Origin of the sequence: Hymenobacter puniceus (assembly GCF_014333525.1) — a bacterium.
Lineage (GTDB): Bacteria > Bacteroidota > Bacteroidia > Cytophagales > Hymenobacteraceae > Hymenobacter.
Map to the genome: position 1 here is coordinate 600858 of NZ_JACSCX010000002.1, position 24257 is coordinate 625114.

General features: G+C 59.2%; 21 protein-coding genes. 14 read left to right on the plus strand and 7 right to left on the minus strand.

The window, feature by feature from the left end; genetic code table 11:
- Positions 1-70: 70 nt before the first annotated feature.
- Positions 71-745: a YiiX family permuted papain-like enzyme gene (locus H8B14_RS07680; protein ID WP_187315027.1), complete on the minus strand. Its 675-nt coding sequence runs from the start codon at positions 743-745 to the stop codon at positions 71-73.
- A 182-nt stretch (positions 746-927) separates the two neighbouring features.
- The gene (fabG, locus tag H8B14_RS07685; RefSeq protein WP_187315028.1) at positions 928-1677 is read right to left on the minus strand and encodes a 3-oxoacyl-[acyl-carrier-protein] reductase; all 750 of its coding nucleotides are present in this window, start codon (positions 1675-1677) and stop codon (positions 928-930) included.
- Between the two features lie 163 nt (positions 1678-1840).
- On the opposite strand from fabG, the gene H8B14_RS07690 reads away from it, so the two are divergent.
- Positions 1841-3082 (plus strand): NAD(P)/FAD-dependent oxidoreductase, encoded by a 1242-nt coding sequence (locus H8B14_RS07690; protein ID WP_187315029.1) that lies wholly within the window; start codon positions 1841-1843, stop codon positions 3080-3082.
- A gap of 179 nt (positions 3083-3261) precedes the next feature.
- Here H8B14_RS07690 and H8B14_RS07695 read toward each other — a convergent pair whose 3' ends face one another.
- The gene (locus H8B14_RS07695; protein ID WP_187315030.1) at positions 3262-3996 is read right to left on the minus strand and encodes a tetratricopeptide repeat protein; all 735 of its coding nucleotides are present in this window, start codon (positions 3994-3996) and stop codon (positions 3262-3264) included.
- Positions 3997-4232: 236 nt separating this feature from the next.
- On the opposite strand from H8B14_RS07695, the gene lpdA reads away from it, so the two are divergent.
- Positions 4233-5627, plus strand: a complete 1395-nt coding sequence (lpdA, locus tag H8B14_RS07700) for a dihydrolipoyl dehydrogenase (RefSeq protein WP_187315031.1) — start codon at positions 4233-4235, stop codon at positions 5625-5627.
- Between the two features lie 90 nt (positions 5628-5717).
- Here the strand turns inward: lpdA and argH are convergent, their stop codons facing one another.
- The 3 genes from argH to argB form a co-directional block, all read right to left on the minus strand.
- Positions 5718-7019, minus strand: coding sequence for an argininosuccinate lyase (argH, locus tag H8B14_RS07705; protein WP_187315032.1), 1302 nt, complete (start codon positions 7017-7019; stop codon positions 5718-5720).
- Positions 7020-7154: 135 nt separating this feature from the next.
- Entirely contained in the window at positions 7155-8222 is a 1068-nt protein-coding gene (locus H8B14_RS07710; protein WP_187315033.1) for a M20 family metallo-hydrolase, read from the minus strand.
- Complete coding sequence (gene argB, locus H8B14_RS07715; RefSeq protein ID WP_187315034.1) at positions 8210-8992, minus strand: acetylglutamate kinase; 783 nt, start codon at positions 8990-8992, stop codon at positions 8210-8212. Before argB ends, H8B14_RS07710 begins: the two co-directional genes overlap by 13 nt.
- 603 nt (positions 8993-9595) lie before the next feature.
- Between argB and H8B14_RS07720 the strand changes: the two genes are divergently transcribed.
- The 12 genes from H8B14_RS07720 to H8B14_RS07775 all read left to right on the plus strand — a co-directional run bounded on the left by H8B14_RS07720 (position 9596) and on the right by H8B14_RS07775 (position 23169).
- The gene (locus tag H8B14_RS07720) at positions 9596-10165 is read left to right on the plus strand and encodes a GNAT family N-acetyltransferase (protein WP_187315035.1); all 570 of its coding nucleotides are present in this window, start codon (positions 9596-9598) and stop codon (positions 10163-10165) included.
- A 203-nt stretch (positions 10166-10368) separates the two neighbouring features.
- Positions 10369-11559 carry an argininosuccinate synthase gene (argG, locus tag H8B14_RS07725; protein WP_187315036.1) on the plus strand — a complete coding sequence of 397 codons (1191 nt, stop codon included), beginning with the start codon at positions 10369-10371 and terminating at the stop codon, positions 11557-11559.
- Entirely contained in the window at positions 11549-12529 is a 981-nt protein-coding gene (argC, locus tag H8B14_RS07730; protein ID WP_187315037.1) for an N-acetyl-gamma-glutamyl-phosphate reductase, read from the plus strand. Before argG ends, argC begins: the two co-directional genes overlap by 11 nt.
- Before the next feature lie 88 nt (positions 12530-12617).
- Entirely contained in the window at positions 12618-13757 is a 1140-nt protein-coding gene (locus H8B14_RS07735) for an aspartate aminotransferase family protein (protein WP_187315038.1), read from the plus strand.
- Between the two features lie 364 nt (positions 13758-14121).
- On the plus strand, positions 14122-14544 hold the full coding sequence (locus H8B14_RS07740; protein ID WP_187315039.1) for a hypothetical protein: 423 nt from the start codon (positions 14122-14124) through the stop codon (positions 14542-14544).
- Positions 14545-14583: 39 nt separating this feature from the next.
- On the plus strand, positions 14584-15663 hold the full coding sequence (carA, locus tag H8B14_RS07745; protein WP_187315040.1) for a glutamine-hydrolyzing carbamoyl-phosphate synthase small subunit: 1080 nt from the start codon (positions 14584-14586) through the stop codon (positions 15661-15663).
- 64 nt (positions 15664-15727) lie between these two features.
- Positions 15728-16243 carry a hypothetical protein gene (locus H8B14_RS07750; RefSeq protein WP_187315041.1) on the plus strand — a complete coding sequence of 172 codons (516 nt, stop codon included), beginning with the start codon at positions 15728-15730 and terminating at the stop codon, positions 16241-16243.
- A 76-nt stretch (positions 16244-16319) separates the two neighbouring features.
- Positions 16320-19550, plus strand: a complete 3231-nt coding sequence (gene carB, locus H8B14_RS07755) for a carbamoyl-phosphate synthase (glutamine-hydrolyzing) large subunit (RefSeq protein ID WP_187315042.1) — start codon at positions 16320-16322, stop codon at positions 19548-19550.
- Between the two features lie 850 nt (positions 19551-20400).
- Positions 20401-21345: a Rossmann-fold NAD(P)-binding domain-containing protein gene (locus tag H8B14_RS07760; RefSeq protein ID WP_187315043.1), complete on the plus strand. Its 945-nt coding sequence runs from the start codon at positions 20401-20403 to the stop codon at positions 21343-21345.
- Between the two features lie 94 nt (positions 21346-21439).
- A complete protein-coding gene (locus H8B14_RS07765; protein ID WP_187315044.1) occupies positions 21440-21688 on the plus strand; it encodes a hypothetical protein in 249 nt (82 codons plus the stop codon).
- A gap of 337 nt (positions 21689-22025) precedes the next feature.
- Positions 22026-22319: a hypothetical protein gene (locus H8B14_RS07770; protein ID WP_187315045.1), complete on the plus strand. Its 294-nt coding sequence runs from the start codon at positions 22026-22028 to the stop codon at positions 22317-22319.
- Positions 22320-22485: 166 nt separating this feature from the next.
- A complete protein-coding gene (locus tag H8B14_RS07775) occupies positions 22486-23169 on the plus strand; it encodes a sce7726 family protein (RefSeq protein WP_187315046.1) in 684 nt (227 codons plus the stop codon).
- Here H8B14_RS07775 and dinB read toward each other — a convergent pair.
- The gene (gene dinB / locus H8B14_RS07780; protein WP_187315047.1) at positions 23166-24245 is read right to left on the minus strand and encodes a DNA polymerase IV; all 1080 of its coding nucleotides are present in this window, start codon (positions 24243-24245) and stop codon (positions 23166-23168) included. The genes H8B14_RS07775 and dinB overlap by 4 nt on opposite strands.
- Positions 24246-24257 lie beyond the last annotated feature (12 nt).

Consider the following 24257-nt stretch of genomic DNA (forward strand, 5'->3'; position numbering starts at 1 on the left):
TTCTCAGCGCGGCCCGCTGCGCTCCGCACGACGGTCTTTTTGAATTCCCCACGCGTTCAGAATGCCAGCCTCACCGCTGCAACACCTTCACTAGCTCCGGACTGTCGAATATGGCAACGGGGGAAATAACCGGCTCGTTCAGCGGCAGGTGGCTGCCGTACCGTTCGCGCAGCTTGGCCTGCACGGCGGGGTGGGAAAGGTCGAAGTCGCGCAGGTGCTGGAGCTGTCCGATTTCGCGGCCAGTTGCCTGCTGGTACATCTTCCATAGCAGCTCCGAGCAGTAAATTCGCTCGTCCGACCAGCCGAAGTACAGGTCGTAGCGGCGGCCGCGGTATTGCTCGCCGGCGGCGTGCAGCTTCCGCAGCACCGGGGGCGTCAGCACGGCCTGGGCGTCGCGCAGGCGCTTTACCACGAAGCGGCCGCCTTGTCCCCGCGCCACCCAAGCCGCTAGGGAGGTTTCACTCACGGGCTGCACGGCCTCAAACACGCGCCATTCGCCGTTTTTCCGGAACAGGATGCCGCAGTGGCTGTACGCGGAATGCGTAGCCAACTGAATGGCACGGCTCTGGGCTGATTGAGACGTCTGGAAAATCAGGTCGCCGTCATGCAGGCGCGGCGCTAGCTGCTGCACGGCGGTGCGAGCCGCCTGGGCCTGGCGCAGCCGGTCGTAGCGGCGGTGCAGGCGCGGGTAGGCCAGCACCGTGAGCAACAGCAGGGGCAGCAGAAACAGCAGCAAGCGGCGCATAGTGGGGTGGGCAGTTAGAGCTAAAAACTAGTTCCCCTCCTTAGAAATGAGGGGTTAGGGGTGGTTGATGCGGGTTGAACAGTTTTTAGAATTAGCTCTAGTACCGTTCAACGAATATCAACCACCCCTAACCCCTCCTTTCCAAGGAGGGGAACCAGCACTAGTATCTAAGTTTAAAAAAACTAGGTCAGCATGCCGCCGTCTACCTGCAGCACCTGGCCGGTGATGTAGCTGCTGTCGTCGGAGGCGAGGAAGGCAGTGGCTTTGGCCACGTCCTCGGGGGTGCCGCCGCGGCGCAGCGGAATGGCTTTGCGCCACTCGTCTACCTGCTTGGAATCGAGGGCGTCGGTCATTTCGGTTTCAATAAATCCAGGCGCTACCGCGTTGCAGCGGATATTGCGCGAGCCCAGCTCCAGCGCCACCGACTTCGTGAAGCCGATAATGCCCGATTTGGAGGCCGCATAGTTGCTCTGGCCGGCGTTGCCTTTGATGCCTACCACCGAGCTCATGTTGATGATGCTGCCGGCTTTGGCGCGCATCATGGGCTTGGTAGCGGCTTTGGTGAGGTTGAACACCGATTTCAGGTTCACAGCCAGCACCTGGTCCCACTGCTGCTCGCTCATGCGCATCAGCAGGCCGTCCTGCGTGATACCGGCGTTGTTCACCAGAATATCCAGCTTACCGAACTCGGCCACTACATCGTCTATCAGCTTTTCGGCTTCGGCATACACCGAGGCGTCGGAGCGGAAACCTTTCACTTTGGTGCCGTGGGCGGCCAGCTCTTCTTCCAGCTGCTGGCCCTTCTCCACGCTGGAGAGGTACGTGAAAGCCACCTGCGCGCCCAGTTGGGCAAAATGTACCGCAATGGCGCGGCCGATTCCTTTGGAAGCGCCCGTAATCAGGGCCACTTTTCCGTCGAGCAATTTTGTCATGCGGCGAAGATAGGTGCGTTATTGGTTTTTTGTTGCTCGTAGGGCACTGTCAAAGCCGGTGCGTCGGAAACCAGTGCGCCGCCGGTTACCTTGCAGCTGCTCTGGCGCGTTGGTACTGCCTACGGATAGAGTGAGGAACGAAAGATCAATAACAAACAACGAATTGCTCGAAACCGACATCTGCATTCTGGGCGCCGGGCCCGGCGGCGCCACGGCGGCCCTGCACCTAGCCACCGCTGACCACCGCTGCCTGCTGCTGGATAAGGCCACCTTCCCGCGCGACAAAGTGTGCGGCGACGCCCTCAGCGGCAAAGTCATCAACGAGCTGCGCCGGATAGGGGAGGCGCTGCCCGCCCAGCTGGCCGCCGACCCTGCCCAGGTGCCCAGCTGGGGCATCGATTTCTATGCCCCCAACGGCCGCAAGCTGGCCGTGCCCTTCAAACCGCACTATAACCCCGCACACGACCGCGCCGCCGGCCACATCATTAAACGCCTCGACTTCGATAATTTCCTGGTGGAAGAAGTGCGCCGCCGCCCCGAAATCGACTTCCGCGAAAACATTGATGTGGCGCTACCCGAGCAGCAACCCGACGGCCGCTGGCTGCTACGCACCACTGACGGCACGCCCGTGGCGCTAGCGCGCCTGCTGTTGGTGGCCAATGGCGCGCAGTCGGGGTTTGCGCGGCAGGTGGCCGGGCACGCGCTGGAGCCAGCCCACCACTGCGCCGGCCTGCGGGCCTACTACCGTGGCGTACAGGGCCTACACCCCGATAATTTTATTGAGCTGCACTTCATCCAGGATTTTCTGCCCGGCTACCTGTGGGTGTTTCCGCTGCCCAACGGCGAGGCCAACGTGGGCGTGGGCATGCTCACGGAAGCCGTGTCAAAAAAGAAAGTGAATCTGCGCGAAAGGCTAGCCGAAATCCTGCAAACGCACCCGGCTCTCAAAGACCGTTTTGCCGGGGCCGAGCGGCTGGGGCCGGTGCGCGGCTTCGGGTTGCCGCTGGGCTCTAAGCGCCGCGTGCTGTCGGGCCCCAACTACCTGCTGCTCGGCGACGCCGCCTCGCTCATCGACCCGTTCACGGGCGAAGGCATCAGCCATGCCATGGTATCGGGGCGGCACGCGGCCGATTGGGCGGGCCGGGCGCTGGCGGCGGCGGACTTTTCGGCCGGTTTCCTGCGTGGCTACGACGCGGCCGTGTACAACCGCCTGGGCCAGGAGCTGCGCCTGAGCCGCGCCATGCAGAAGCTGCTCGACTACCCGTGGCTGTTCAACTTCGTAGCCAACCGCGCCGCCAACAACCCCACGCTGGCCGAAACCCTCTCGATGATGTTCCTGGACCTGGATATGCGCGAGCGGCTGCGCCAGCCCAGTTTCTATGTGAAGCTGTTATTTGGCAAGTAGTACGTTGTCATTGCGAGCGGAGCGAAGCAATCCTTCCTCTCCGTGCGCTAAGCGTGAATTAAGCAGAAAGCCCTCCGGCGTTAGTGGACTACACTACTGCCGGAGGGCTTTCTGTTTAGGAAAACGTCTGCCACGAGAGCAAGGATTGCTTCTTCCTTCGTCCTCACAATGACAGGGGATTACTTGCCGGCGTAGCGGCGCAGGCTTTTGGCGGCTTCGGGATTGAGCTGGGTGGCTTTTTCGAGGTCGGTTTTGGCCTCGGCGGGCTTGTTGATGGAGGCGTAGCTGATGCCGCGGTACTCGTAGGCGTCGGCGTAGGTGGGGTCCAGCTCAATGGCTTTGGTGAAGTCGGGAATGGCGCCTTTGAAGTTAAACATCTGCATGCGGGCCGCGCCCCGGCCGAAAAAGGCCTCCTTGTCGGTGGGGTTGTAGCGGGTGGCTTTGCTGAAGTCGGAGATGGCAGGGGCGTACTGCTTCAGCTTGAGGCGATTCAGGCCTCGGTTGTAGTACACCTCGGCGTTGGTGGGCTTGAGGCGGGCGGCCAAGTTGTAGTCGGCAATGGCGTCGGCGTAGTCCTTGAGGTGGCTTTTGGCCTTGGCCCGGGTCAGCAGCGCGTCGAAGTTGCGGGGCGAGCCTTTAAGCGTCGCATCAGCAATGCGAATTTCATTGCGGTAGTCGGCGCTGGATTTGCGGGCGGCGGCCTCCATCGTGCCGGGCGCTGGTACCGGCGCGGTTACGGTGGCAGCCGTTGCTACCTCCGTACCGGTGCCGGAAGTAGCAGCAGGCGCAACGGTTTCCTGGCGCATGGCGCGCTGCGCGGAACCGGGCTTGTCGGCTTCGACGGTGGTGGCGCACTCACTGAAAAACAGCAGGCTACCGGTGATGGAAAGCAGAGAAAGTAGACGGTGGTTCATGAGCAAGGCAGTCAGAAAAGCGACCTGATGGCGCTGTAAAGTTAAATCGGGTCTTCTACGGCGCAACGACCCGAACGGATATAGCTAGTCCACTATTTTAAGTCCTCCATCGGGGCCGATGAGTAAGCTGCCGCCGTTGGTTGGCGAGTTGCGCCGCCTGCCTATCTTTGCCGGGCCCCACCTGCGGGGTCCGTGCCCGGCGCGGGTTTCCCAATCTCACCCTCAAGTACAACAACATGGCATTGCAATACGACCTGGTCGTTGTCGGCAGCGGCCCCGGCGGCTACGTGGCTGCTATCCGGGCTTCGCAGCTTGGTCTGAAAGTCGGCGTTATCGAGCGGGAGTCGCTCGGCGGCATCTGCCTCAACTGGGGCTGCATTCCTACCAAAGCTCTGCTCAAAAGCGCCCAGGTGTTTGAATACCTCAACCACGCCGCTGAGTATGGCCTCAAGGCCGAAGGTGTGGGCTATGATTTCGATGCCGTCATCAAGCGCAGCCGCGGTGTAGCCGAGGGCATGAGCAAGGGCATTAACTTCCTGTTCAAAAAGAATAAAATCGACGCCCTGATGGGTACCGGCAAGCTGCTGGCCCCCGGCAAAGTGGAGCTGACTAAAGCCGACGGCACCAAGGAAACCGTGGAGGCCAAGAGCATCATTCTGGCTACCGGCGCCCGTTCGCGCGAGCTGCCCACCATGCCCGTCGACAATAAGAAAATCATCGGCTACCGCCAAGCTATGGTGATGCCCGGGCTACCCAAGCGCCTCGTGGTAGTGGGTTCCGGCGCCATCGGCGTCGAGTTTGCCTACTTCTACCGCACCATGGGTTCCGAGGTGACGGTGGTGGAATACCTGCCCCGCATCGTGCCCGTGGAGGACGAGGAAGTGAGCCGCCAGATGGAGAAGTCGTTCAAGAAAATTGGCGTAAACGTGCTGACTTCGGCCGAGGTAACCAAGGTGGATACCAGCGGCGCCGGCTGCATCGTGACCGTGAAAACGGCCAAAGGCGACCAGCAGATTGAGTGCGACGTGGTGCTGAGCGCCGTGGGCGTGCAAACCAACCTCGAAAACATCGGTATCGAAGAGTTGGGCATTAAAGTAGAAAAAGGCCGTGTTATCGTGGACGACTTCTACCAGACCAACGTGCCCGGTATCTACGCCATCGGCGACATCGTACCCGGCCCTGCGCTGGCCCACGTGGCCTCGGCCGAAGGCATTATCTGCGTCGAGAAAATTGCCGGTCACCACCCCGAGCCGCTCAACTACCAGAACATTCCCGGCTGCACCTACGCCTCGCCGGAAATTGCCTCGGTAGGCCTCACCGAAGCCGAAGCTAAAAAGCAAGGCTACGATATTCTGGTGGGTAAATTCCCGTTCTCGGCCTCCGGCAAAGCCTCGGCCGGCGGCGTGAAAGACGGCTTCGTGAAAGTCATCTTCGACAAGAAATATGGCGAGTGGCTGGGAGCCCACATGATTGGCGCCAACGTAACCGAAATGATTGCCGAAGTGGTGGTGGCCCGCAAGCTGGAAACCACCGGCCACGAAATCATCAAGTCGGTGCACCCGCACCCTACTATGAGTGAGGCCGTGATGGAAGCCGCCGCCGCTGCTTATGGTGAGGTTATTCACTTGTAAACCTGTCATATAGATTCAGTTTGTGCCGAAATGCAAAAGGCCCCGAAACTAGATGGTTTCGGGACCTTTCGCTTTTGGTAAAAATCAGACTTAACTACCCAACCGGCTGTCCTGCCGGAACCGCGCCACCTTCGCCCGGATTTCTTCCAGCCCCAGGTTATGCACGCTGCCCAGGTGAGTGGTCTGGAACTCCTTGTGCGGCACGTACGAGCCATCCTCCACGGCCAAGCCCACCTGCTTGTAGGCCGTGCGGAAGGGCGTACCGGTCTGGATCAGCTGATTGATGTTCTCCACCGTGAACACAGCGTCGTACTTGGGCTGGTTGAGCAGGTCGGGCTTGATGCGCAGCTGGGGCAGGGCAAACAGCACGATGTCGAGGATATCGAGAAACTGTGTCATCGGCTCGAACAGGATTTCCTTCAGAATCTGGAAGTCCCGGTGGTAGCCGCTGGGCAGGTTGCCGGTGGCCAGCATGAGCGTATTGGGCAACGCCTGCAACGCGTTGCAGCGGGCCCGGATCAGCTCGAATACGTCGGGGTTTTTCTTGTGGGGCATGATGCTGCTGCCGGTAGTGAACTCCTTAGGCAGCTCCACGAAGGCCATGTCCTGCCCGTTGTAGAGCACTAAGTCGTAGCTCATTTTGGCAAGGGTGGCGGCCATGCCGGCCAGGGCGAAGGCCATGGTTTTTTCGGTTTTGCCGCGCAGCATCTGGGCTCCCACGCTGCTCACGGCCAGATTGCCGAAACCCATTTCCCGGGTGGTCTGCAATCGGTCAATGGGGAAGGAACTACCGAAGCCCGCGCCCGAACCCAGCGGGTTCTGGTCGGCCACGGTGTGGGCCGCTTCGAACAGGGCCAGGTCCAGCAGCAAGTGCTCGGCGTATGCCGAAAACCACAGCCCGAACGAGCTGGGCATGGCCGCCTGAAAGTGCGTGTAGCCGGGCATCAGGTCGGTTTTGTGCACTTCGGCCTTCTGCAGCAGCACCTCCACCAGCTCCAGGGTTTTGGCCGCCGCGCGCCGGGTGTAGTCTTTCAGGAACAGCTGAATGGCCGTCAGCACCTGGTCGTTGCGGGAGCGGGCGGTGTGGATTTTCTTGCCCGCGTCGCCGTAGTGTTCGGTCAGGTACGCTTCGATTTTGGAGTGCACGTCCTCGAAGTCTTCGCCGATGGTGAACGTGCCGGCTTCCAGCTGGGCGGCCAACTCCTGCAGGCCCTGCTGCAACTGCTGGTTTTCCGCCGCGGAAATCAGCCCCGCCCCGGCCAGCATGTTGGCCTGAGCCTGCGACGCCTGCACATCAAACTGCGCCAGGTACATATCCAGCTCCCGGTCGCGTCCGACGGTGAACTGCTCGATTTTCTTATCAACGGCAATGCCTTTATCCCAGATTTTCATGGTGTGGTTCTTATGGCTCGGGTGTGGGTTCTCGCAGTGTTTCGCAGTGGAAAAGCGCAGTGTTTCGCAGTGTTCAGACGACGTTAGCACACTGCGAAACACTGCGCCTTCCACTGCGAAACACTGCGAGAAATGCTACAACTCCAGCCCGTCCAGCAACTCAACATACCCCTGCACGCCGGCGCGGGTTTCGCTGAGCAGGATGTACTCGTCGGGGGTGTGGGAGCGGGCCGAGTCGCCGGGGCCGATTTTGACGGTGGTGAAGGGCATCATCGACTGGTCGGAGAGGGTGACGGAGCCGAAGGTACGGCGGCCCAGCGCCACGCCGCGCTGCACCAGCGGGTGCGTGAGCGGGATGCGCGAGGAGTTGAGGTGAGTGGAGCGCGGCGTCACCTCGGCCCCGATGAGGCTGCGCACGAGCTCCACCACTTCGGGGTTGGTGTACAGCTCGTTGGTGCGCACGTCGGCCACGAAGGTGCAACGGTCGGGCACCACGTTGTGCTGGGTGCCGGCCTGCAACTGCGTTACCGTCAGCTTCACCGGGCCCAGCAACTCCGACACCCGCTCAAACCGATAGTCGCGCAGGCGCTGCACGTCGTCGAGGGCTTTATAGAGGGAGTTTTCACCTTCCTCGCGGGCCGCGTGGCCGGTACGGCCGTGGGCCACGCAGTCGAGCACTACCAGGCCTTTTTCGGCCACGGCAAGGTCCATCTGCGTTGGCTCGCCCACGATGCCCAGGTCAATTTTCGGCAGCAGCGGCAGCAGCCGGCGGATGCCGTTCACACCCGACACTTCCTCCTCGGCCGTAATGGCGCAGATGAGGTTGTAGGGCAGATTCTCCCGCTCGTGGAAGTAGAGGAATGTGGCCAGCAGACTCACCGCCGAGGCCCCCGCGTCGTTGCTGCCCAGGCCGGTTAGCCGGTCGCCCTCTACCACGGCCCCGAACGGGTCGGCGGTCCAAGATGTGCCGGGCTTCACCGTGTCGTGGTGGGAGTTGAGCAGGATGGTGGGTTTGGCCGGGTCGAAGTTCTTCGAAACGGCCCACACGTTATTGGCGTCGCGCTGGGGGCGGGCCCCCCGGAACGCCAGAAACCGAAAAATCAGCTCGGCCGTCTGGTCTTCTTCCCGCGAGAACGAGGGCGTCTGCACCAGTTGGGTCAGCAGCTCGATGGCGTCGTGGGTGAGGGCAGTTAGCTCCGGCATAGCACGGTTTTTACGGGCTCGTTGATGCGCAGGGCGTGCTCGATGACTACCCGCGCCACGCCGGCTTCCAAGGCAGCAAAGGCGTTATCCAGCTTGGGCACCATGCCGGCCGCAATGATGCCCGCGGCCTTCAGCTGCTGGTACTCGGCGGCGGTTATCTGCGGAATTACCGAGGCGTCATCGGCCACGTCGCGCAGCACGCCGTCCTTCTCAAAGCAGTAGTGTAGCTCCACGGCGTAGTGCGGGGCCAGGGCGCAGGCCAGCACGCTGGCAATGGTATCGGCGTTGGTGTTGAGCAACTGGCCCGCGCCGTCGTGGGTGATGGCGCAGAATACGGGCAGCAGGCCGGTTTCCAGCAGCTGGCGCAGCAGGGGCACGTTCACGGCGTCGGCCGGCAGGTCGCCCACAAAGCCGTAGTCGATATCACGCACCGGCCGCCGCACGGCCCGGATGGCGTTGCCATCGGCCCCCGACAAGCCCAGCGCGTTCACGCCCGCGGCCTGCAGGCCGGCCACCAATTGCTTGTTGGTTTTGCCGGCGTAGAACATGGTCACGATGTCGAGGGTGGCCGCGTCGGTGATGCGGCGGCCCTGCACCATCTGGGGTTCCTGGCCCAGGTCGCGCAGCATCTGGCTGGCGCCTTTACCGCCGCCGTGCACCAGCACCTTGCGGCCCGGCACCCGCGCCAGCTCCCGCAGAAACTGCTGCAGCTGGGCGTCATCATCAATAATGCCGCCCCCGATTTTAAAAATTTTCAGGCCTTCGCTCATAGGATGCAAGTAGGGAGAAATGCGGCATTGCGCGCCGTACGCTGTCAAAATGAGGCTCATCGGGCCCCGGCCGCAACCGGGCGGCCTCACTGTTAAGAAATTTATTTTGCTCCCGGAGCGGCAAAGTTTCCGAAAAAAATCCTCTAGTTTTGCAACGATTTAGCGGTTTAAACGATTTAAACCGTGAAAACACTCCCTCGCCGCCCCGCGGCACCCGTCATGATTCAACTCTCTTCTATTGCGCTTCTGCGACGACCTAGACTGGTCGTGCGAATCATGCCAGCTTAATCGCTGGCTGCAATAGTACGTCCGGGTTCCGCCTCTACCGCGAACCGACGCCGGGTCCTCCCACCGGAGCCCACCCCAAGAGACACCTTCCGAATCAACCGACCGTAGTCCGAGTGTAAGCCTTCGTGTGACGTTGCCCGGTATCCGCCGGGATACCCCGCTCCCCGGCCTGCTGGCCCCACCTTCTTTTTGGGTTTTTGTCGCTATCGGCGTTTCTGCCTGAGCATAGGCTTTGCCTGGCCCGCGCCGTTCCCCTCCCGCTTTTCGTCTTTCCGAGTCTGCTGCCAAACTGAGGCAGCCCACCGAGCTTTGACCATGTTCCTACGAGTCGCCGATGCTGCCGATGCGCAGTATGTGGAAACCCTCTGTCAATGGTACGCCGAATCCGCCAAAACCCGCGGCGTCGGCATTGCCAAGCGTGATCCTAACTATCTGATTAAGAAGATGGAAAAGGGTGATGCCATCATTGCCTTCATCGATGACCAGCTGGCGGGTTTCTGCTACATCGAAACCTTCGAGGACGCGAAATTCGTGGTGAACTCGGGGTTGATTGTGAACACCGAGCTGCGCAAGGAAGGCCTGGGCCGCGCCATCAAGCACCGCGTGTTTGAGCTGTCGCGCACCAAGTACCCGGCGGCTAAGATCTTCGGTATCACCACTTCGGCGGCCGTGATGAAGATCAATAACGAGCTGGGCTACCGCCCCGTGACGTTCCCCGAGCTCACGCAGTCGGACGACTTCTGGAAGGGCTGCTCCAGCTGCAAAAACTACGGTATCCTGATGGAAAACCAGCGCAAAATGTGCCTCTGCACCGGCATGGTGTACGACACGCTGGACGACAGTTTCACGCAGCAATCCATTGAAATTCTGGCGCAGAAGCAGTAATCGGTAGTCACCTGAACGTCATGCTGAGCTTGCCGAAGCATCTCTAGCGCTTCGTTCTCACGATTGAGTTAGCCAGAGGTAGAGATGCTTCGACTACGCCTCCGGCTTCGCTCAGCATGACGTTCTTTTTTCCACAACCTCAGCACGCGAGATGCTTCGGCTCCGCCTCTGCATGACGGCCCACTAATACTACACAGCACTCCATGAAAAAAAAGGTAGTTCTCGCCTATAGCGGCGGCTTGGATACGTCCTATTGCGTGGTGTACCTGACCCGCGAGCTGGGTCTGGAAGTCCACACGGTGATTGTCAACTCGGGTGGGTTCTCCGAGGAGGAGCTGGCCGGCATCGAGCAGCGCGCCTACGAAATGGGCTCCACGCGCCACGAGGTGATTGACGTAACCGAGCGGTTCTACCAGCAGTGCCTGCGCTACCTGCTGGCCGGCAACGTGCTCAAAAACGACACCTACCCGCTGAGCGTGAGTGCCGAGCGGATGTTCCAGAGCCTGGCGCTGGCCGAGTACGCCCGCGAAAACAAGGCCGACTACATTGCCCACGGCAGCACCGGCGCCGGCAACGACCAGGTACGCTTCGACGTGGCCTTCTCGGTGATTTCGCCCGATACCGAAATCATCACGCCCATCCGCGACCTGGGCCTTTCGCGCCAGCAGGAAATCGAGTATCTGCAGCAGAATGGGGTGGAGATGAGCTGGGAAAAAGCCAAATACTCCATCAACAAAGGCATCTGGGGCACCAGCGTGGGCGGCGTGGAAACCCTGACTTCCCGCCAGGGCCTGCCCGAGTCGGCCTGGCCGACGCAGCTGAGCAAGCACGAGCCGCAGGAAATCAGCATCACCTTCGAAAAAGGTGAGCCGGTGGCCTTGAACGGCGAAACCATGAAGCCGGTGGACCTGATTGTGGCCCTCAACGAGCTGGCCGGTCAATATGCTATTGGCCGCGACACGCACGTGGGCGACACGATTCTGGGCATTAAGGGCCGGGTGGGGTTTGAAGCGCCCGCGCCGCTGATTCTCATCAAAGGCCACCACTTGCTGGAAAAGCACACGTCCAGCCGCTGGCAGCTGCTGCACAAAGACTACATCGCCAACTGGTACGGCACGCTGCTGCACGAGGCCCAGTATCTCGACCCGGTGATGCGCGACATGGAGGCGTTCCTAGAATCGTCGCAGGAGCGGGTGTCGGGGACGGTGTACGTTACCTTGAAACCGTATCAGTTTGAGCTGCTGGGCGTGGAGTCGCCGTTTGATATGATGCAGTCGAAGGTGGCCACCTACGGCGAGGAAAACAACGCCTGGGACTCGCGCGACGCGAAAGGCTTCATCAAAATCTTCAGCAACCAGCTGCGGATTCACTCCTCTTTCAACGATGAAAATTAAGGCGGGCATCGTCGGCGGGGCCGGCTACACGGCGGGGGAGCTGCTGCGGATTCTGCTGCACCACGAGTTTGTGGAGCTGGGTGGCATCGTGAGTTCCTCCAACGCCGGCAACCCCATCTACCAGGTGCACGACGACCTGGTGGGCGAAACGGAGCTGCGCTTTGCAGCCGAGTTGCAGGGCGACGAGGACGTGGTGTTTCTGTGCCTGGGCCACGGCAACTCCCGGGCCTGGCTGGAAAAGCATCCGCTACCCGAAACCACCCACATCATCGACCTGAGCAACGACTTCCGCCTGGAAGTCGACGCCGAGTTTGAAGGCCGGGAGTTTGTGTACGGGCTGCCGGAGCTGAACAAGGGCCAAATCCAGCAGGCCCAGAGCATTGCCAACCCCGGCTGCTTCGCCACGGCCATTCAGCTGGCGCTGCTGCCGCTGGCCCAGGCCGGCAAGCTCACGGATGATGTGCACGTATCGGCCATTACGGGCAGCACGGGCGCGGGGCAGAGCCTCTCGGAAACGGTGCATTTCTCGTGGCGCACCAACAACGTGTCTATCTACAAGCCCTTCACGCACCAGCATTTGGGTGAGATAGGGGAGAGCCTGGCGCAGCTGCAGCACGAGCTGGATGTGGACATCCACTTCATCCCGTACCGCGGCAACTTCACCCGGGGCATCTTCGCCAGCGTCTACACGCCGTCGGATCTGACCCAGGACGAGGCCCGCGCGCTGTACCAGCAGTTCTACCAGGACGCCCCGTTCACTACGGTATCGGACAAGGAAGTGCACCTGAAGCAGGTCGTCAACACCAACAAGTGCCTGTTGCACGTGCAGAAACTCGGTAAGCAGCTGCTCATCACCTCGGTTATCGATAACCTGGTGAAAGGTGCTTCCGGCCAGGCCGTGCAGAACATGAACCTCATCTTCGGCCTGCCCGAAACGACGGGTTTGGGTCTAAAAGCTGCTAGCTTTTAGCTGTTGGCTATTAGCCCAGTTTTGCCACCATTCGCACAATTCAAAAAAAGCTAACAGCCATCAGCTAGTAGCTAACAGCTAAAAGACCATGGAGCTTTTCAACGTGTATCCGCTCGTCAACATTACGCCCGTGAAGGCGCTGGGGGCGAAACTCTGGGACGACAAGGGCCAGGAGTACCTGGATTTTTACGGCGGGCACGCCGTTATCAGCATCGGGCACTCGCATCCGCACTACGTGCAGCGCCTCACCGAGCAACTCGGCAACATCGGCTTCTACTCCAACTCGGTGCAGATTCCGATTCAGCGGGAGCTGGCCGAGAAGCTGGGCCGTGTGTCGGGCTACGAGGACTACACGCTGTTTCTGTGCAACTCTGGGGCCGAGGCCAACGAGAATGCGCTGAAGCTGGCTTCCTTCCACACCGGCAAGAAGCGGGTCATTGCCTTCAAGGGCGCGTTCCACGGCCGTACCTCGGGTGCGGTAGCCGCTACGGACAACGCCAAAATCGTGGCGCCTTTCAACGCCGACCACCACATCAGCTTCCTGGAGTACGACCTGGCGGCGGTGGAGCAGGTGCTGCAGGGTGGCGACGTGTGCGGGGTCATCATCGAGCCCATCCAGGGCGTGGGCGGCATCATCATGCCCTCCGATGAGTTTCTGCAGGGGCTGGCGGCGCTGTGCCAGCAGTACGGCGCGCTGCTGCTGGCCGATGAGGTACAGAGCGGCTACGGCCGCAGCGGCAAGTTCTTCGCCCACCAGCACGCCGGCATTCGGCCCGACGTTATTTCGGTGGCCAAAGGCATGGGCAACGGCTTCCCTATCGGCGGCATCCTGATTGCGCCCGAATTGAAGGCGTCCTACGGCCTGCTAGGTACCACGTTTGGCGGCAACCACTTGGCCTGCGCCGCTGCGCTGGCGGTGCTGGAAGTTATTGAGCAGGAAAACCTGGTGCAGCACGCCGCCGAGCTGGGCGACTACCTACGCACGGAGCTGGAAACCCACGCCGGAGCCGAAGAAATCCGCGGCCGGGGCCTGATGGTGGGCATCAAGTACGACTTCCCCATCAAGGACCTGCGCGACCAACTGCTCTCGGAGCACCACATCTTCGTGGGCAACGCCTCCGACCCCACGGTGTTACGTCTGCTGCCGCCGCTGAATATCACTAAGGACGAGGTAGACCGGTTTTTGCAGGCGCTGTACGCATTAATTCCGGCCGAAGTGAAAAAGTAAACGACCTGTGGCCTAACTTGCAGCCCCAATGAGTAGCACCCTGAAGTTACCGAGCCACGCTCCCCTTCTGATAAGCTGCCCGCTGCCATTGGTGACTCCTGCGCAGCAACCGGCCGGTTCTTTCCCTGAAAGAACAGCCTCCCCCTTTTCCTTCCAGCAGTTGTGCCCGCCCGACTTTCCGATGCCTGACATTTGGAAGTGGCAGGGTGCGGGACCGATTGATTTAGTTTCTTTCTCTCCCGTTTGGCTTACCTCATTGTTCGGCTGGAATAGACCCCCGGTATTCGGTTCTGTTCCAGCCGAAATTGTATCCGGAAGGTTCCAAAGCCTTCGCCACCAGCATTCTTCCAACCAAGGCTAGAATATGCTTCTTCAGAAACCTCCTTTCCGTTGTGAGACTAGGCAAGCAATTGATGAGCTGGCAAAGGAGTTGAACTTGCCCAATGAGCCGCATATGCAGGACTGGACATGGGAAGTGGCAAATCCACTTGATATTGACAAATACGTTCAGCACTACCTCTCCTTGACCGACGAGGATAAGAAGTTTGCCTTGATGGAAATCATTATTCAAGCGGTAGAGAATCAAGAAAAAACTGTGGAATTCTCAAAATGCTGGGGAGTTCTGGAGCCAATCTTAAAAGAGAATTTCTCCTTACATGAGTGGAGCATATGGTACTGGTCATTTTTCGAAACTGATGATTTAGCCAACTGCTGGCTTATTGCGCCTTTCATGCGTGAAGTTTGGTATAGTGCCAATGGCTTTTTCGATAAGTCATCTATTGGTTAGAAACTCACTGACAATACAGGTCTTTTTCACCTTACCTAAATGTCCAAAACAGTAAAACTCGTCCTCGAAGACGGTACTGAAATCCAGGGCCAGTCGTTCGGCGCCTTCACCTCCGCCGCGGGCGAGGTGGTATTCAGCACGGCCATGACCGGCTACCCCGAAAACCTCACCGATCCGTCCTTCGCCGGGCAGATTCTGGTGCTGACCTACCCGATGGTGGGCAACTACGGGGTGCCGGGCGAGGAGCTGTACGAGTCGATTTCAAAGATTTTCGAGTCGGACAAGATTCACATTGCCGGCCTCGTGGTGAACTACTACTCCGAGGAGCACAGCCACTGGAACGCCGCCAAGAGCCTCGGCGACTGGCTGGCGGAGTACAACATCCCCGGCATCTTCGGGGTGGATACCCGCATGCTCACCAAGAAGCTGCGCGAGAAGGGGGCCATGCTCGGCAAGATTGTGGCTGAGCAGGACGTGCCCCTGCACGACCCCAACCTGGAAAACCTGGTGGCCCAGGTGAGCCCCCAGGGCGTGCAGCACTACGGCACGGGCCAGCACAAAATCGTGCTGGTGGACTGCGGTACCAAAACCAACATCATCCGCTGCTTCTTGGAGCGCGACGTGGAGCTGATTCGGGTGCCCTGGGACTACGACTTCACCCAGCTCGACTACGACGGCCTCTTCCTGAGCAACGGCCCCGGCGACCCCAAAATGTGCACCGCCACCATCGGCCACCTGCAAACCGCCCTGACGCAGGACAAACCCATTTTTGGCATCTGCCTGGGCTCCCAGCTCATGGGCCTGGCTGCGGGCGGCGACACGTTCAAGCTGAAATACGGCCACCGCAGCCACAACCAGCCCGTGAAGCTCACCGGCACCCAGCGCAGCTACATCACCAGCCAGAACCACGGCTTCGCGGTGGATACGGCCACGCTGCCCGCCGAGTGGGACATGCTGTTCGAAAACCTGAACGACGGCACCTGCGAAGGCATCAAGCACAAAACCAAGCCCTTCTTCTCCACCCAGTTCCACCCCGAAGCCGCCGGCGGCCCGCAGGATACGGAATTTCTGTTTGACCAGTTTTTGGACGCTGTGGCGGAGTATAAGGAAGGTCGATAGAAGATTACAAAAGGCTGTCATGCTGAGCGGAGCACAGCGAAGTCGAAGCATCTCTACCGCTTCGTTGAAAACCACCATACAGCTTATGCCCAAACGCAGAAATTTGAATGGAATTCCCCACAATATCACTCAGAGCTTCTTTGGGACGGAGCGGTATTATAGCTGCGGTTATATGGGCGACTGGCTATTGAATGCTGCAAGGCAACTCAACCTAACAAAAGCATCATTGAATGTAATGACTGCCACGTTTGAGCCCGCAGAGTTGAACATTCAGCCACTAACTCTAAATGCTAGAGAGTTAAAGAGCATAATTGCTAGAGAATTACTGGCAAATGGCTTTGAATCAACCTTCATAACAGAAGCTCATATCGACTTTCAATTTCTCAATCCAAATGTCTACCGGACAACACTATACTGTTTTCCATATTTAGTAGACAAACATGGAAAACGTTACGAATCAGGCCGAATTATAGCAGATGGATTTGAGTCGGATTTCGATGTTTTTGATGAAAAGAACATTCATCCGGCGAAGAAGGAAACAAGTATTCTTGACAAGTTGAAGGGTCTATTCGACCAATGAATAGTTGAGCGAATTGCCCAGTAGAGATGCTTCGGCTTCGCTCAGCATGACGTTCTGTTTGCACACACACGACATAATGAACAAACCCAACAAAGTTCTCATCCTTGGTTCCGGCGCGCTGAAAATTGGCGAGGCCGGGGAGTTCGATTATTCCGGTTCGCAGGCCCTTAAGGCGCTGAAGGAGGAAGGTATCCGCACCATCCTCATCAACCCCAACATTGCCACCGTGCAGACGTCGGACAACATTGCCGACGACGTGTACTTCCTGCCCGTGACGCCCTTCTTCGTGGAGGAAGTTATCAAGAAGGAGCAGCCCGACGGGATTCTGGTGGCCTTTGGCGGTCAGACGGCGCTGAACTGCGCCGTGGCTTTGTACCGCGCCGGGGTGTTTGAGAAATACAACGTGCAGGTGCTGGGTACGCCCGTGCAGGCCATTATTGATACCGAGGACCGGGATATTTTCAAGGAGAAGCTCGACCAGATTGGCGTGCTCTCGGCCCGCAGCGTGGCCGTAACCAACATGGACGACGCGCTGGCGGCGGCTGAGAAAATCGGCTTCCCCATCATCGTGCGGGCGGCGTTTGCGCTGGGCGGGCTGGGAAGCGGCTTCGCCAACAACATGGACGAATTGCGCGCTTTGGCCCAGAAATCCTTCACCACCTCCGACCAGATTCTGGTGGAAGAGTCGCTGAAGGGCTGGAAGGAAGTGGAGTACGAAGTGGTGCGGGATGCTTACGATAACTGCATCACGGTCTGCAACATGGAGAACTTCGACCCCATCGGTATCCACACCGGGGAGAGCATCGTGGTGGCCCCGTCGCAGACGTTGAGCAACCGGGAGTACCACAAGCTGCGCAGCATCGGCATCAAAACCATCCGCCACCTCGGCATCGTGGGCGAGTGCAACATTCAGTACGCCCTCGACCCCGTGTCGGAGGATTACCGCGTGATTGAGGTGAATGCCCGTTTGTCGCGCTCCTCGGCGCTGGCTTCCAAAGCCACGGGCTACCCGCTGGCCTTCGTGGCCGCCAAGCTGAGTTTGGGCTACTCGCTGGCCGAGCTGAAAAATAGCGTGACCCAGACCACCTCGGCCTTTTTTGAGCCGGCCCTGGACTACGTGGTGGTGAAGCTGCCGCGCTGGGATTTGGGCAAGTTTGAGGGCGTGAACCGGCAGATTGGCTCGGCCATGAAGAGCGTGGGCGAGGTAATGGCCATTGGCAAATCGTTCGAGGAAGCCATCCAGAAAGGCCTGCGCATGCTGGATACGGGCAAGCGCGGCTTTGTGGCCAACAAGCCCGAGCAGGTGGACAACGCCACCATCGACCAGCTGCTGAGCGAGCCGAACGAGGAGCGCATCTTCGCCATCAACCTGGCCTTCGAGGCCGGCTATACCATCCAGCAGGTCCACGACCTGACCAAGATTGACCTATGGTTCCTGCAGCGCCTGCTCACCATTTTCGAGCTGAGCAACCAGCTGGCCGCCCGCCGCGGCAGCGGCGTGGATGCCCTGGAAACCGGGCTGCTGCGCGACGTGAAGAAGGCCGGTTTCTCGGACCAGCAGATTGCCGTGAAGCTGCTGGGCGAGGGCGACGTGAAAGCCGATGAGCTGCTGGTGCGCGCCCGCCGCAAGGCCTTGGGCGTGCTGCCCGTCATCAAGCAGATTGACACGCTAGCGGCCGAATTCCCGGCCAAAACCAACTACCTCTACAGCACCTACCACGGCACCGAAAACGACCTGGAGCCCGAAACCGACAAGTCGGTGGTAGTGCTGGGCTCGGGCGTGTACCGTATCGGCTCGTCGGTGGAGTTTGACTGGTGCGGGGTGAATGCCGTGCAGACGGCCGCCGAGGAAGGCTACAAAACCATCATCATCAACTACAACCCCGAAACCGTTTCCACCGACTACGACGTGTCGGACCGGCTGTATTTCGAGGAGCTGAGCTTCGAGCGGGTGATGGACATTCTGGAGTTCGAGCAGCCTGAGGGCGTGATTCTGAGCACCGGCGGCCAGATTCCGAACAACCTCGCCACCCGTCTGGCCGACGCCAACGCGCCCATCCTGGGCACCGCGCCGGCCCGCATCGACGAGGCCGAAAACCGCCACAAGTTCAGCAGCATCATGGACGAGCTGGGTATTGCCCAGCCCCGCTGGAAGGAGCTCACCTCACTCGACGCCATGTTTAAGTTCGTGAACGAAGTGGGCTACCCGGTGCTCATCCGGCCGAGCTACGTGCTGTCGGGGGCGTCCATGAACGTGGTGTCCAACGCTTTCGAAATGGAAGCGTTTCTGAAAGCCGCCGTGGAAGTAAGCGCCGAGTACCCGGTGGTGGTGTCGGAGTTTATGCAGGAGGCCAAGGAAATTGAGCTGGACGCGGTGGCCGACAAGGGCGAAATAGTGAGCTACGCCATTTCCGAGCACGTGGAGTTTGCCGGTGTGCACTCCGGCGACGCCACCATGTACTACCCGCCCCAGCGCGTGTACGTGGGCACGGTGCGCAAGCTCAAAATCATTGCCGAGAAGATTGCCAAGCGCTTCCAGATTAGCGGACCGTTCAACATCCAGTTCCTGGAGAAAAACCGCGAAATTCGGGTGATTGAGTGCAACATCCGCGCCTCGCGCTCCTTCCCGTTCGTGAGCAAGGTGTCGGGCAACAACCTGATCAAAAAGGCCACCCAAGTGCTGCTGGGCAAGGACGTAACGCGCGACGAGAGCGAGCGGGTGTACGATTTGCCCTTCGTGGGCGTGAAGGCCCCGCAGTTCTCCTTCACCCGCCTGCCCGGCGCCGACCCGGTGCTGCGCGTGGACATGGTGAGCACCGGCGAAGTAGGCTGCCTGGGCGACACCGCCGAGGAAGCCCTGCTGAAGTCGATGCTGAGTGTGGGCTACAAGATTCCGCAGAAAACCGTGCTGATTTCCGGCGGCCCCATCAAGTCGAAAGTCACGCTGCTCTCGGCCGTGGAGCTGCTCGTGCAGAAAGGCTACCAGATTTACGCCACCCAGGGTACGCACCGTTTCTTCGCCGAAAACAGCGTGCCCAGCAGCCTGCTCTTCTGGCCCGATGAAATGCAGGAGCCCAACGTGCTGACCTACCTCAAAGAGAAGAAAATCGACCTAGTCATCAACATCCCCAAGAACCTCTCGAAGGGCGAGCTGGATAACGACTACAAAATCCGCCGCACGGCCGTGGATTTCGGAGTTGGTTTGCTGACGAATGCCCGCCTAGCCAAAGCCTTCATCCAGGCCTTCTGCCGGCTGGAAATGAAGGATTTGAAGATCAAAAGCTGGAACGAGTATAAGGCTATGTAAGGCTTGTCAGGGACGAGGAAAAAAAAGAACGTCATGCTGAGCTTGCCGAAGCATCTCTACTGCTTCGTTGTAGAAGTAATCATATACCACTGCGGTAAAGATGCTTCGACAAGCTCAGCATGACATTTTTGTATTATTTTCTGTCGAAAATCTGAAGATGATCTAATCATGCGTTTTCTTATATCAATCAGCTCTATTTGTCTATTGCTTGTTTCACCACAAAGAGGCAACCAATTGTATAAATCATATTATATGACTTTGTGCCCTGGTGGAGCACATTGTTTTAATTATAAAATAATATTTAAAAATAACAAATTTACCGAAATAGGATATAGCACCAGCGTAGCCTTTCCTCAGACAAAAGCTGTCGGAATTTATGATATACAAAATGATACACTGATACTTAGATTTCAAAAGCACATAGCGAGTAGACGAAAGATAAGATTCAGAATGAAAAATATATTTAAAAAAATACACCCTATTGCCAGAAGGCGTGTTAATTTTTGTGCTAATAGCGATACTACATTGTACTGTATACAATACTATCTAATTCGTAATGATAGTCTTATTTCGCTATATCGTCCTAAAGCTAATGGCCCATTCAAAAAGAGCCGGTTTTTCTATAAGACGAAATAAAAGTACCCCCGACTGGCGCGAGTTTAGCGCAGCATAACTCGTGACCAGCCATGACGTGGAGGTCGTACCTCCACTACCGCACTGGCGGCAAGGCGGATAATGGTTATCCGCCTTATTCAACAACTTCGTTCTACTGCGAGGCGCTTCCTCACCCGCATGGTCGGCACGAGTTACGCTGCGCGAAACTCGCGCTAGGCTCCATACTATCTTCCCCATGAAAAATTTCACCTCCTTCGCCGACGCGGGCGACTATAAAGCCCTGTTGCAGCAGGCCCTGGAAATCAAGGCCAACCCGTACGGGTACCAGCACGTCGGGCGCAACAAAACCGTTGGGCTCATTTTCTTCAACCCCAGTCTGCGCACCCGGCTCAGCTCGGTGAAGGCGGCCTACAACCTGGGCGCGCAGGCCTGGGTGCTCAACGCCGGCGCCGACTCCTGGACCCTGGAAATGGCCGATGGCGCGGTGATGAACGGCGGCACCCAGGAGCACATCAAGGACGCTATTGCGGTGATGAGCCAGTACTGCGACGTGCTGGGCGTGCGCACCTTCCCCACGCTCAAGGACCGGGAGGCCGACTACAGCGAAGAAGTGTTCCGGAAAATCATGCACTACGCCACGGTGCCCGTCATCAGCCTGGAAAGCGCCACGCTGCATCCGCTGCAAAGCTTCGCCGACCTGATTACGGTGGCCGAAACCAAGCGGAAGGAACGGGTGAAAGTGGTGCTCACCTGGGCTCCGCACGTGCGCGCTTTGCCCCAGTGCGTGCCCAACTCGTTCTGCGACTGGTTCTCGGAAATCGACTGGGTGGATTTTGTCATCACCCATCCCGAGGGCTATGAACTGGACCCAAAATTCACGAAAGGGGCCCGCATCGAGTACGACCAGAAAAAAGCCCTCGAAGGGGCCAACTACGTGCAGGCCAAAAACTGGAGCAGCTACCAGCAGTATGGCCAAGTGCTCCAGAACGACCCCGCCTGGATGCTCACGCCCGAGCACATGGCCCTCACCGACGACGCCAAATTCCTGCACTGCCTGCCCGTACGCCGCAACGTGGAAGTGTCGGATGCGGTGCTGGATGCACCCGGCTCGCTCATCATTCAGGAGGCTGGCAACCGCACTATTTCCATGCAGACGGTGCTGCACGAGCTGCTGAAGTAAAGCGGGTAGGATAAGTGAAGTTTACATAGATTTTTATGTATATTAATAAGCTGGCTGCCTGCCGCCAGTTTGAGCTTCACTTAACCGCATCACCATGAAAACGCCCGCCGCCTGTGCCCTGTTGCTATTAATAGCCGGGGCTGCCACCGCGCAAACCGTCCCGCCCCCGGTAACGCCCACCACGCCGGTTGTCTCAGATTCAGTGCGCAAGCCAACCCCGCCCAGCGCCGACGGGCAGCAGGGAACTATGGTTTCGCCGGCCGTGGCTGAGCCGCAGCCGGCCAAAGTGAAGGAGAAGCGCAAGCGCACCCGCATGCGCACCAACCCTAATTTCCCGGAGTAAACCGGCGAGCTTCTGCGCCACTGAAAAGCCGAACTGCTTCCTGAAGTGGTTCGGCTTTTTGCGTATCAAACACCTGCGAATCGTTGCCAAATCAAAGAAAAAGCCCAAGGCTGCCAGGCGGTTTGTGGGCAAAATCCGTTAGTTTTCTGATAGGGGATTTTAGCAGAAGAACATGCAGCCAACTGGTTTTGGCAGGGGATTTTGGGTGCGAACCACACAGCTGCTCAGTGGGCAAAGTGAAGCCTTAGCTGAACCATACGGAGCAAGGCTACGTTATAGGCTATTCAAAAGGCAGCCACGCGGCTGACTTAAGTAGTTCACCTTCAATCAAGTTTACATGAAAAAGCTACTTGCTATTGCCGCCGTGCTCGTAACCGGTATGTCTGCTGCCAACGCACAGACCACCAACACCACGACCACGACCACCACGCAGCCCGAACAGAGTACCACCATCCAGACGCAGCCTGCGCCCGGCGTGATTAACTCCACCACGACCACGCAGCCAGCTTCTACCACCACTACCGTAGAAACGCAGTCGAGCACCAGCGTAGCGCCTGCTACCACGCTGCCCGCCGATGCTAAAGTGAAAGACAAAAAGAAGAAGCGCAAAATCAAAACCGACGCTGACTAACCGCTCAGGCGAAAGTCTCGTTAGTTGAAAGCCTGGCTGCACTTGTTGCAGCCAGGCTTTTCTTTTGGCGGAGTGCGGCGGCCTGTGCAATTTAGCTTGCGCAAAGGCCGGTTGATTGACGACATAAAGGAGCAATACGACGCTTCCCTGGCAGATTCCTGAGGATATGAACGACCCGGCAATTCGAGCTTTACTGTATCCGCGGCTAGCCGGCGGGGTGTACATCGATGAGCTGCCCACCGGTACCACCCGCGCCGATGTGGTGCACATTACGCCCGATTTTCTGCACGGCTACGAGGTGAAAGGTGATGCCGACACGCTGCAGCGGGTGCCCAACCAGCTGCGCTGCTATGGCGAAGTTTATGATTTCGTGACGTTCGTCGTGACCGAAAAGCACCTGCCGAAGCTGTTGCCGCTGTTGCCCGAGTGGGTGGGGGTGCTGGTGGTAATCGGGGAGGAGCTACAGGAGCACCGGGCCGCCCGCTACAACGCCACCGTGGCCCCGGCACCACTGGCCTGCCTGCTGCTGCTAGAGGAAGTAAAACAGTTTTTGCTGGCCCGCGGCCTGCATGGCGTCAGTGGCTTGCGCCGCGCCGAAGTGCTGCAGTTTTTGCGCACCACGCAGCTGGTGCCGCTTTCCAGCCTCGCCCGCTACGTGCGCGAGCGGCTGATGGCCCGCCTGCCCGACCGAATGGCTGCCCGCGCTGAACGCAAAGAGGAGCGCCAGCGGCTGGCTGGCCTCCGCAAACGGCGCAAGGCCCGCAAAGCGGCCACCAGGAAAAAGACCCCAAACCCAACGGCTACCAGCAAGCCCGCCAAGACGTCCGCCAGAAAGCCCGCGGCACGCTAAAGGCCGAGTGTGAGCTGCTTGCCCACAAAATCTTCTGGGGTTTCGAGGTTGGAAAGCGCCACGCCCAGCAGCCGCACGCCTTTGGGTAGTGGTAGGCAGCCCTGTATAAGCTCCTGACTTATTGCGGCCAACGCGGCTTTGCTGGCCAGCGGTGCCAGTAGGGTCCGGCTGCGCGTAATCTGCTGGAAGTCGGCGTATTTCACCTTGAGCGTGAGCGTGCGGCCCAGCAACCCGGTGCGCTGGCAGTGGTCCCAGACGGAATCCAGGCAGGGCTGCAGACCCGAGAGTAGCTCCTCCAGCGTATGCAGGTCTTCGGCAAAAGTGGTTTCCGAGCCCACCGACTTGCGCACCCGGTCGGGCCGCACGGGGCGGTGGTCTTGGGCGCGGGCAATGAGGTAGTAGTGCCCACCCGCCTTGCCAAAATGCTGCCGCAGAAATGCCTCGTCCTGCTGCCTGAGGTCCAGGCCCGTGAAGATGCCCAACTGATTCAGCCGCGCCGCCGTGGCCGGCCCGATACCGTGAAACTCGCCGACCCGCAGCTGCGCCACAAACGCCAGCCCCTGCTCGGGCCGAATCACGAACTGGCCGTTGGGCTTGCGATGGTCGGAGGCCAGCTTCGCCAGAAACTTATTGTAGCTGATGCCCGCCGAGGCCGTTAACTGGGTTTGACGCAGGATTTCAGCCCGGATTTCGCGCGCTACCTGCGTAGCCAGCCCGATGCCTTTCAGGTTTTCGGTGACGTCGAGGTAGGCTTCGTCCAAGGAAAGCGGCTCGATGAGCGGCGTGTACTCGGCGAAGATGGCCCGGATCTGCCTTGACACTTCTTTGTACACCTCGAAGCGTGGCTTAACGAACACCAGCTCCGGGCACTTGCGCAGCGCCGTGCTGGAGGGCATGGCCGAGCGCACCCCAAACTGCCGGGCCTCGTAGGAGGCCGCCGCCACTACGCCCCGCGCCCGCGAGCCACCCACGGCCACCGGCTTACCGCGCAGTGCCGGATTGTCGCGCTGCTCCACAGAGGCGTAAAACGCATCCATGTCGAGGTGAATGATTTTGCGGGTTTCGGTGGAGTCCACGGCGGAAAAGCG

Bases quoted from the DNA above. Each gene is read 5' to 3' on its own strand.
- H8B14_RS07680 (WP_187315027.1), bottom strand. From the start codon at position 745: ATGCGCCGCTTGCTGCTGTTTCTGCTGCCCCTGCTGTTGCTCACGGTG.
- fabG (WP_187315028.1), bottom strand. From the start codon at position 1,677: ATGACAAAATTGCTCGACGGAAAAGTGGCCCTGATTACGGGCGCTTCC.
- H8B14_RS07695 (WP_187315030.1), bottom strand. From the start codon at position 3,996: ATGAACCACCGTCTACTTTCTCTGCTTTCCATCACCGGTAGCCTGCTG.
- lpdA (WP_187315031.1), top strand. From the start codon at position 4,233: ATGGCATTGCAATACGACCTGGTCGTTGTCGGCAGCGGCCCCGGCGGC.
- argH (WP_187315032.1), bottom strand. From the start codon at position 7,019: ATGAAAATCTGGGATAAAGGCATTGCCGTTGATAAGAAAATCGAGCAG.
- H8B14_RS07710 (WP_187315033.1), bottom strand. From the start codon at position 8,222: ATGCCGGAGCTAACTGCCCTCACCCACGACGCCATCGAGCTGCTGACC.
- argB (WP_187315034.1), bottom strand. From the start codon at position 8,992: ATGAGCGAAGGCCTGAAAATTTTTAAAATCGGGGGCGGCATTATTGAT.
- H8B14_RS07720 (WP_187315035.1), top strand. From the start codon at position 9,596: ATGTTCCTACGAGTCGCCGATGCTGCCGATGCGCAGTATGTGGAAACC.
- argG (WP_187315036.1), top strand. From the start codon at position 10,369: ATGAAAAAAAAGGTAGTTCTCGCCTATAGCGGCGGCTTGGATACGTCC.
- argC (WP_187315037.1), top strand. From the start codon at position 11,549: ATGAAAATTAAGGCGGGCATCGTCGGCGGGGCCGGCTACACGGCGGGG.
- H8B14_RS07735 (WP_187315038.1), top strand. From the start codon at position 12,618: ATGGAGCTTTTCAACGTGTATCCGCTCGTCAACATTACGCCCGTGAAG.
- H8B14_RS07740 (WP_187315039.1), top strand. From the start codon at position 14,122: ATGCTTCTTCAGAAACCTCCTTTCCGTTGTGAGACTAGGCAAGCAATT.
- carA (WP_187315040.1), top strand. From the start codon at position 14,584: ATGTCCAAAACAGTAAAACTCGTCCTCGAAGACGGTACTGAAATCCAG.
- carB (WP_187315042.1), top strand. From the start codon at position 16,320: ATGAACAAACCCAACAAAGTTCTCATCCTTGGTTCCGGCGCGCTGAAA.
- H8B14_RS07760 (WP_187315043.1), top strand. From the start codon at position 20,401: ATGAAAAATTTCACCTCCTTCGCCGACGCGGGCGACTATAAAGCCCTG.
- H8B14_RS07765 (WP_187315044.1), top strand. From the start codon at position 21,440: ATGAAAACGCCCGCCGCCTGTGCCCTGTTGCTATTAATAGCCGGGGCT.
- H8B14_RS07770 (WP_187315045.1), top strand. From the start codon at position 22,026: ATGAAAAAGCTACTTGCTATTGCCGCCGTGCTCGTAACCGGTATGTCT.
- H8B14_RS07775 (WP_187315046.1), top strand. From the start codon at position 22,486: ATGAACGACCCGGCAATTCGAGCTTTACTGTATCCGCGGCTAGCCGGC.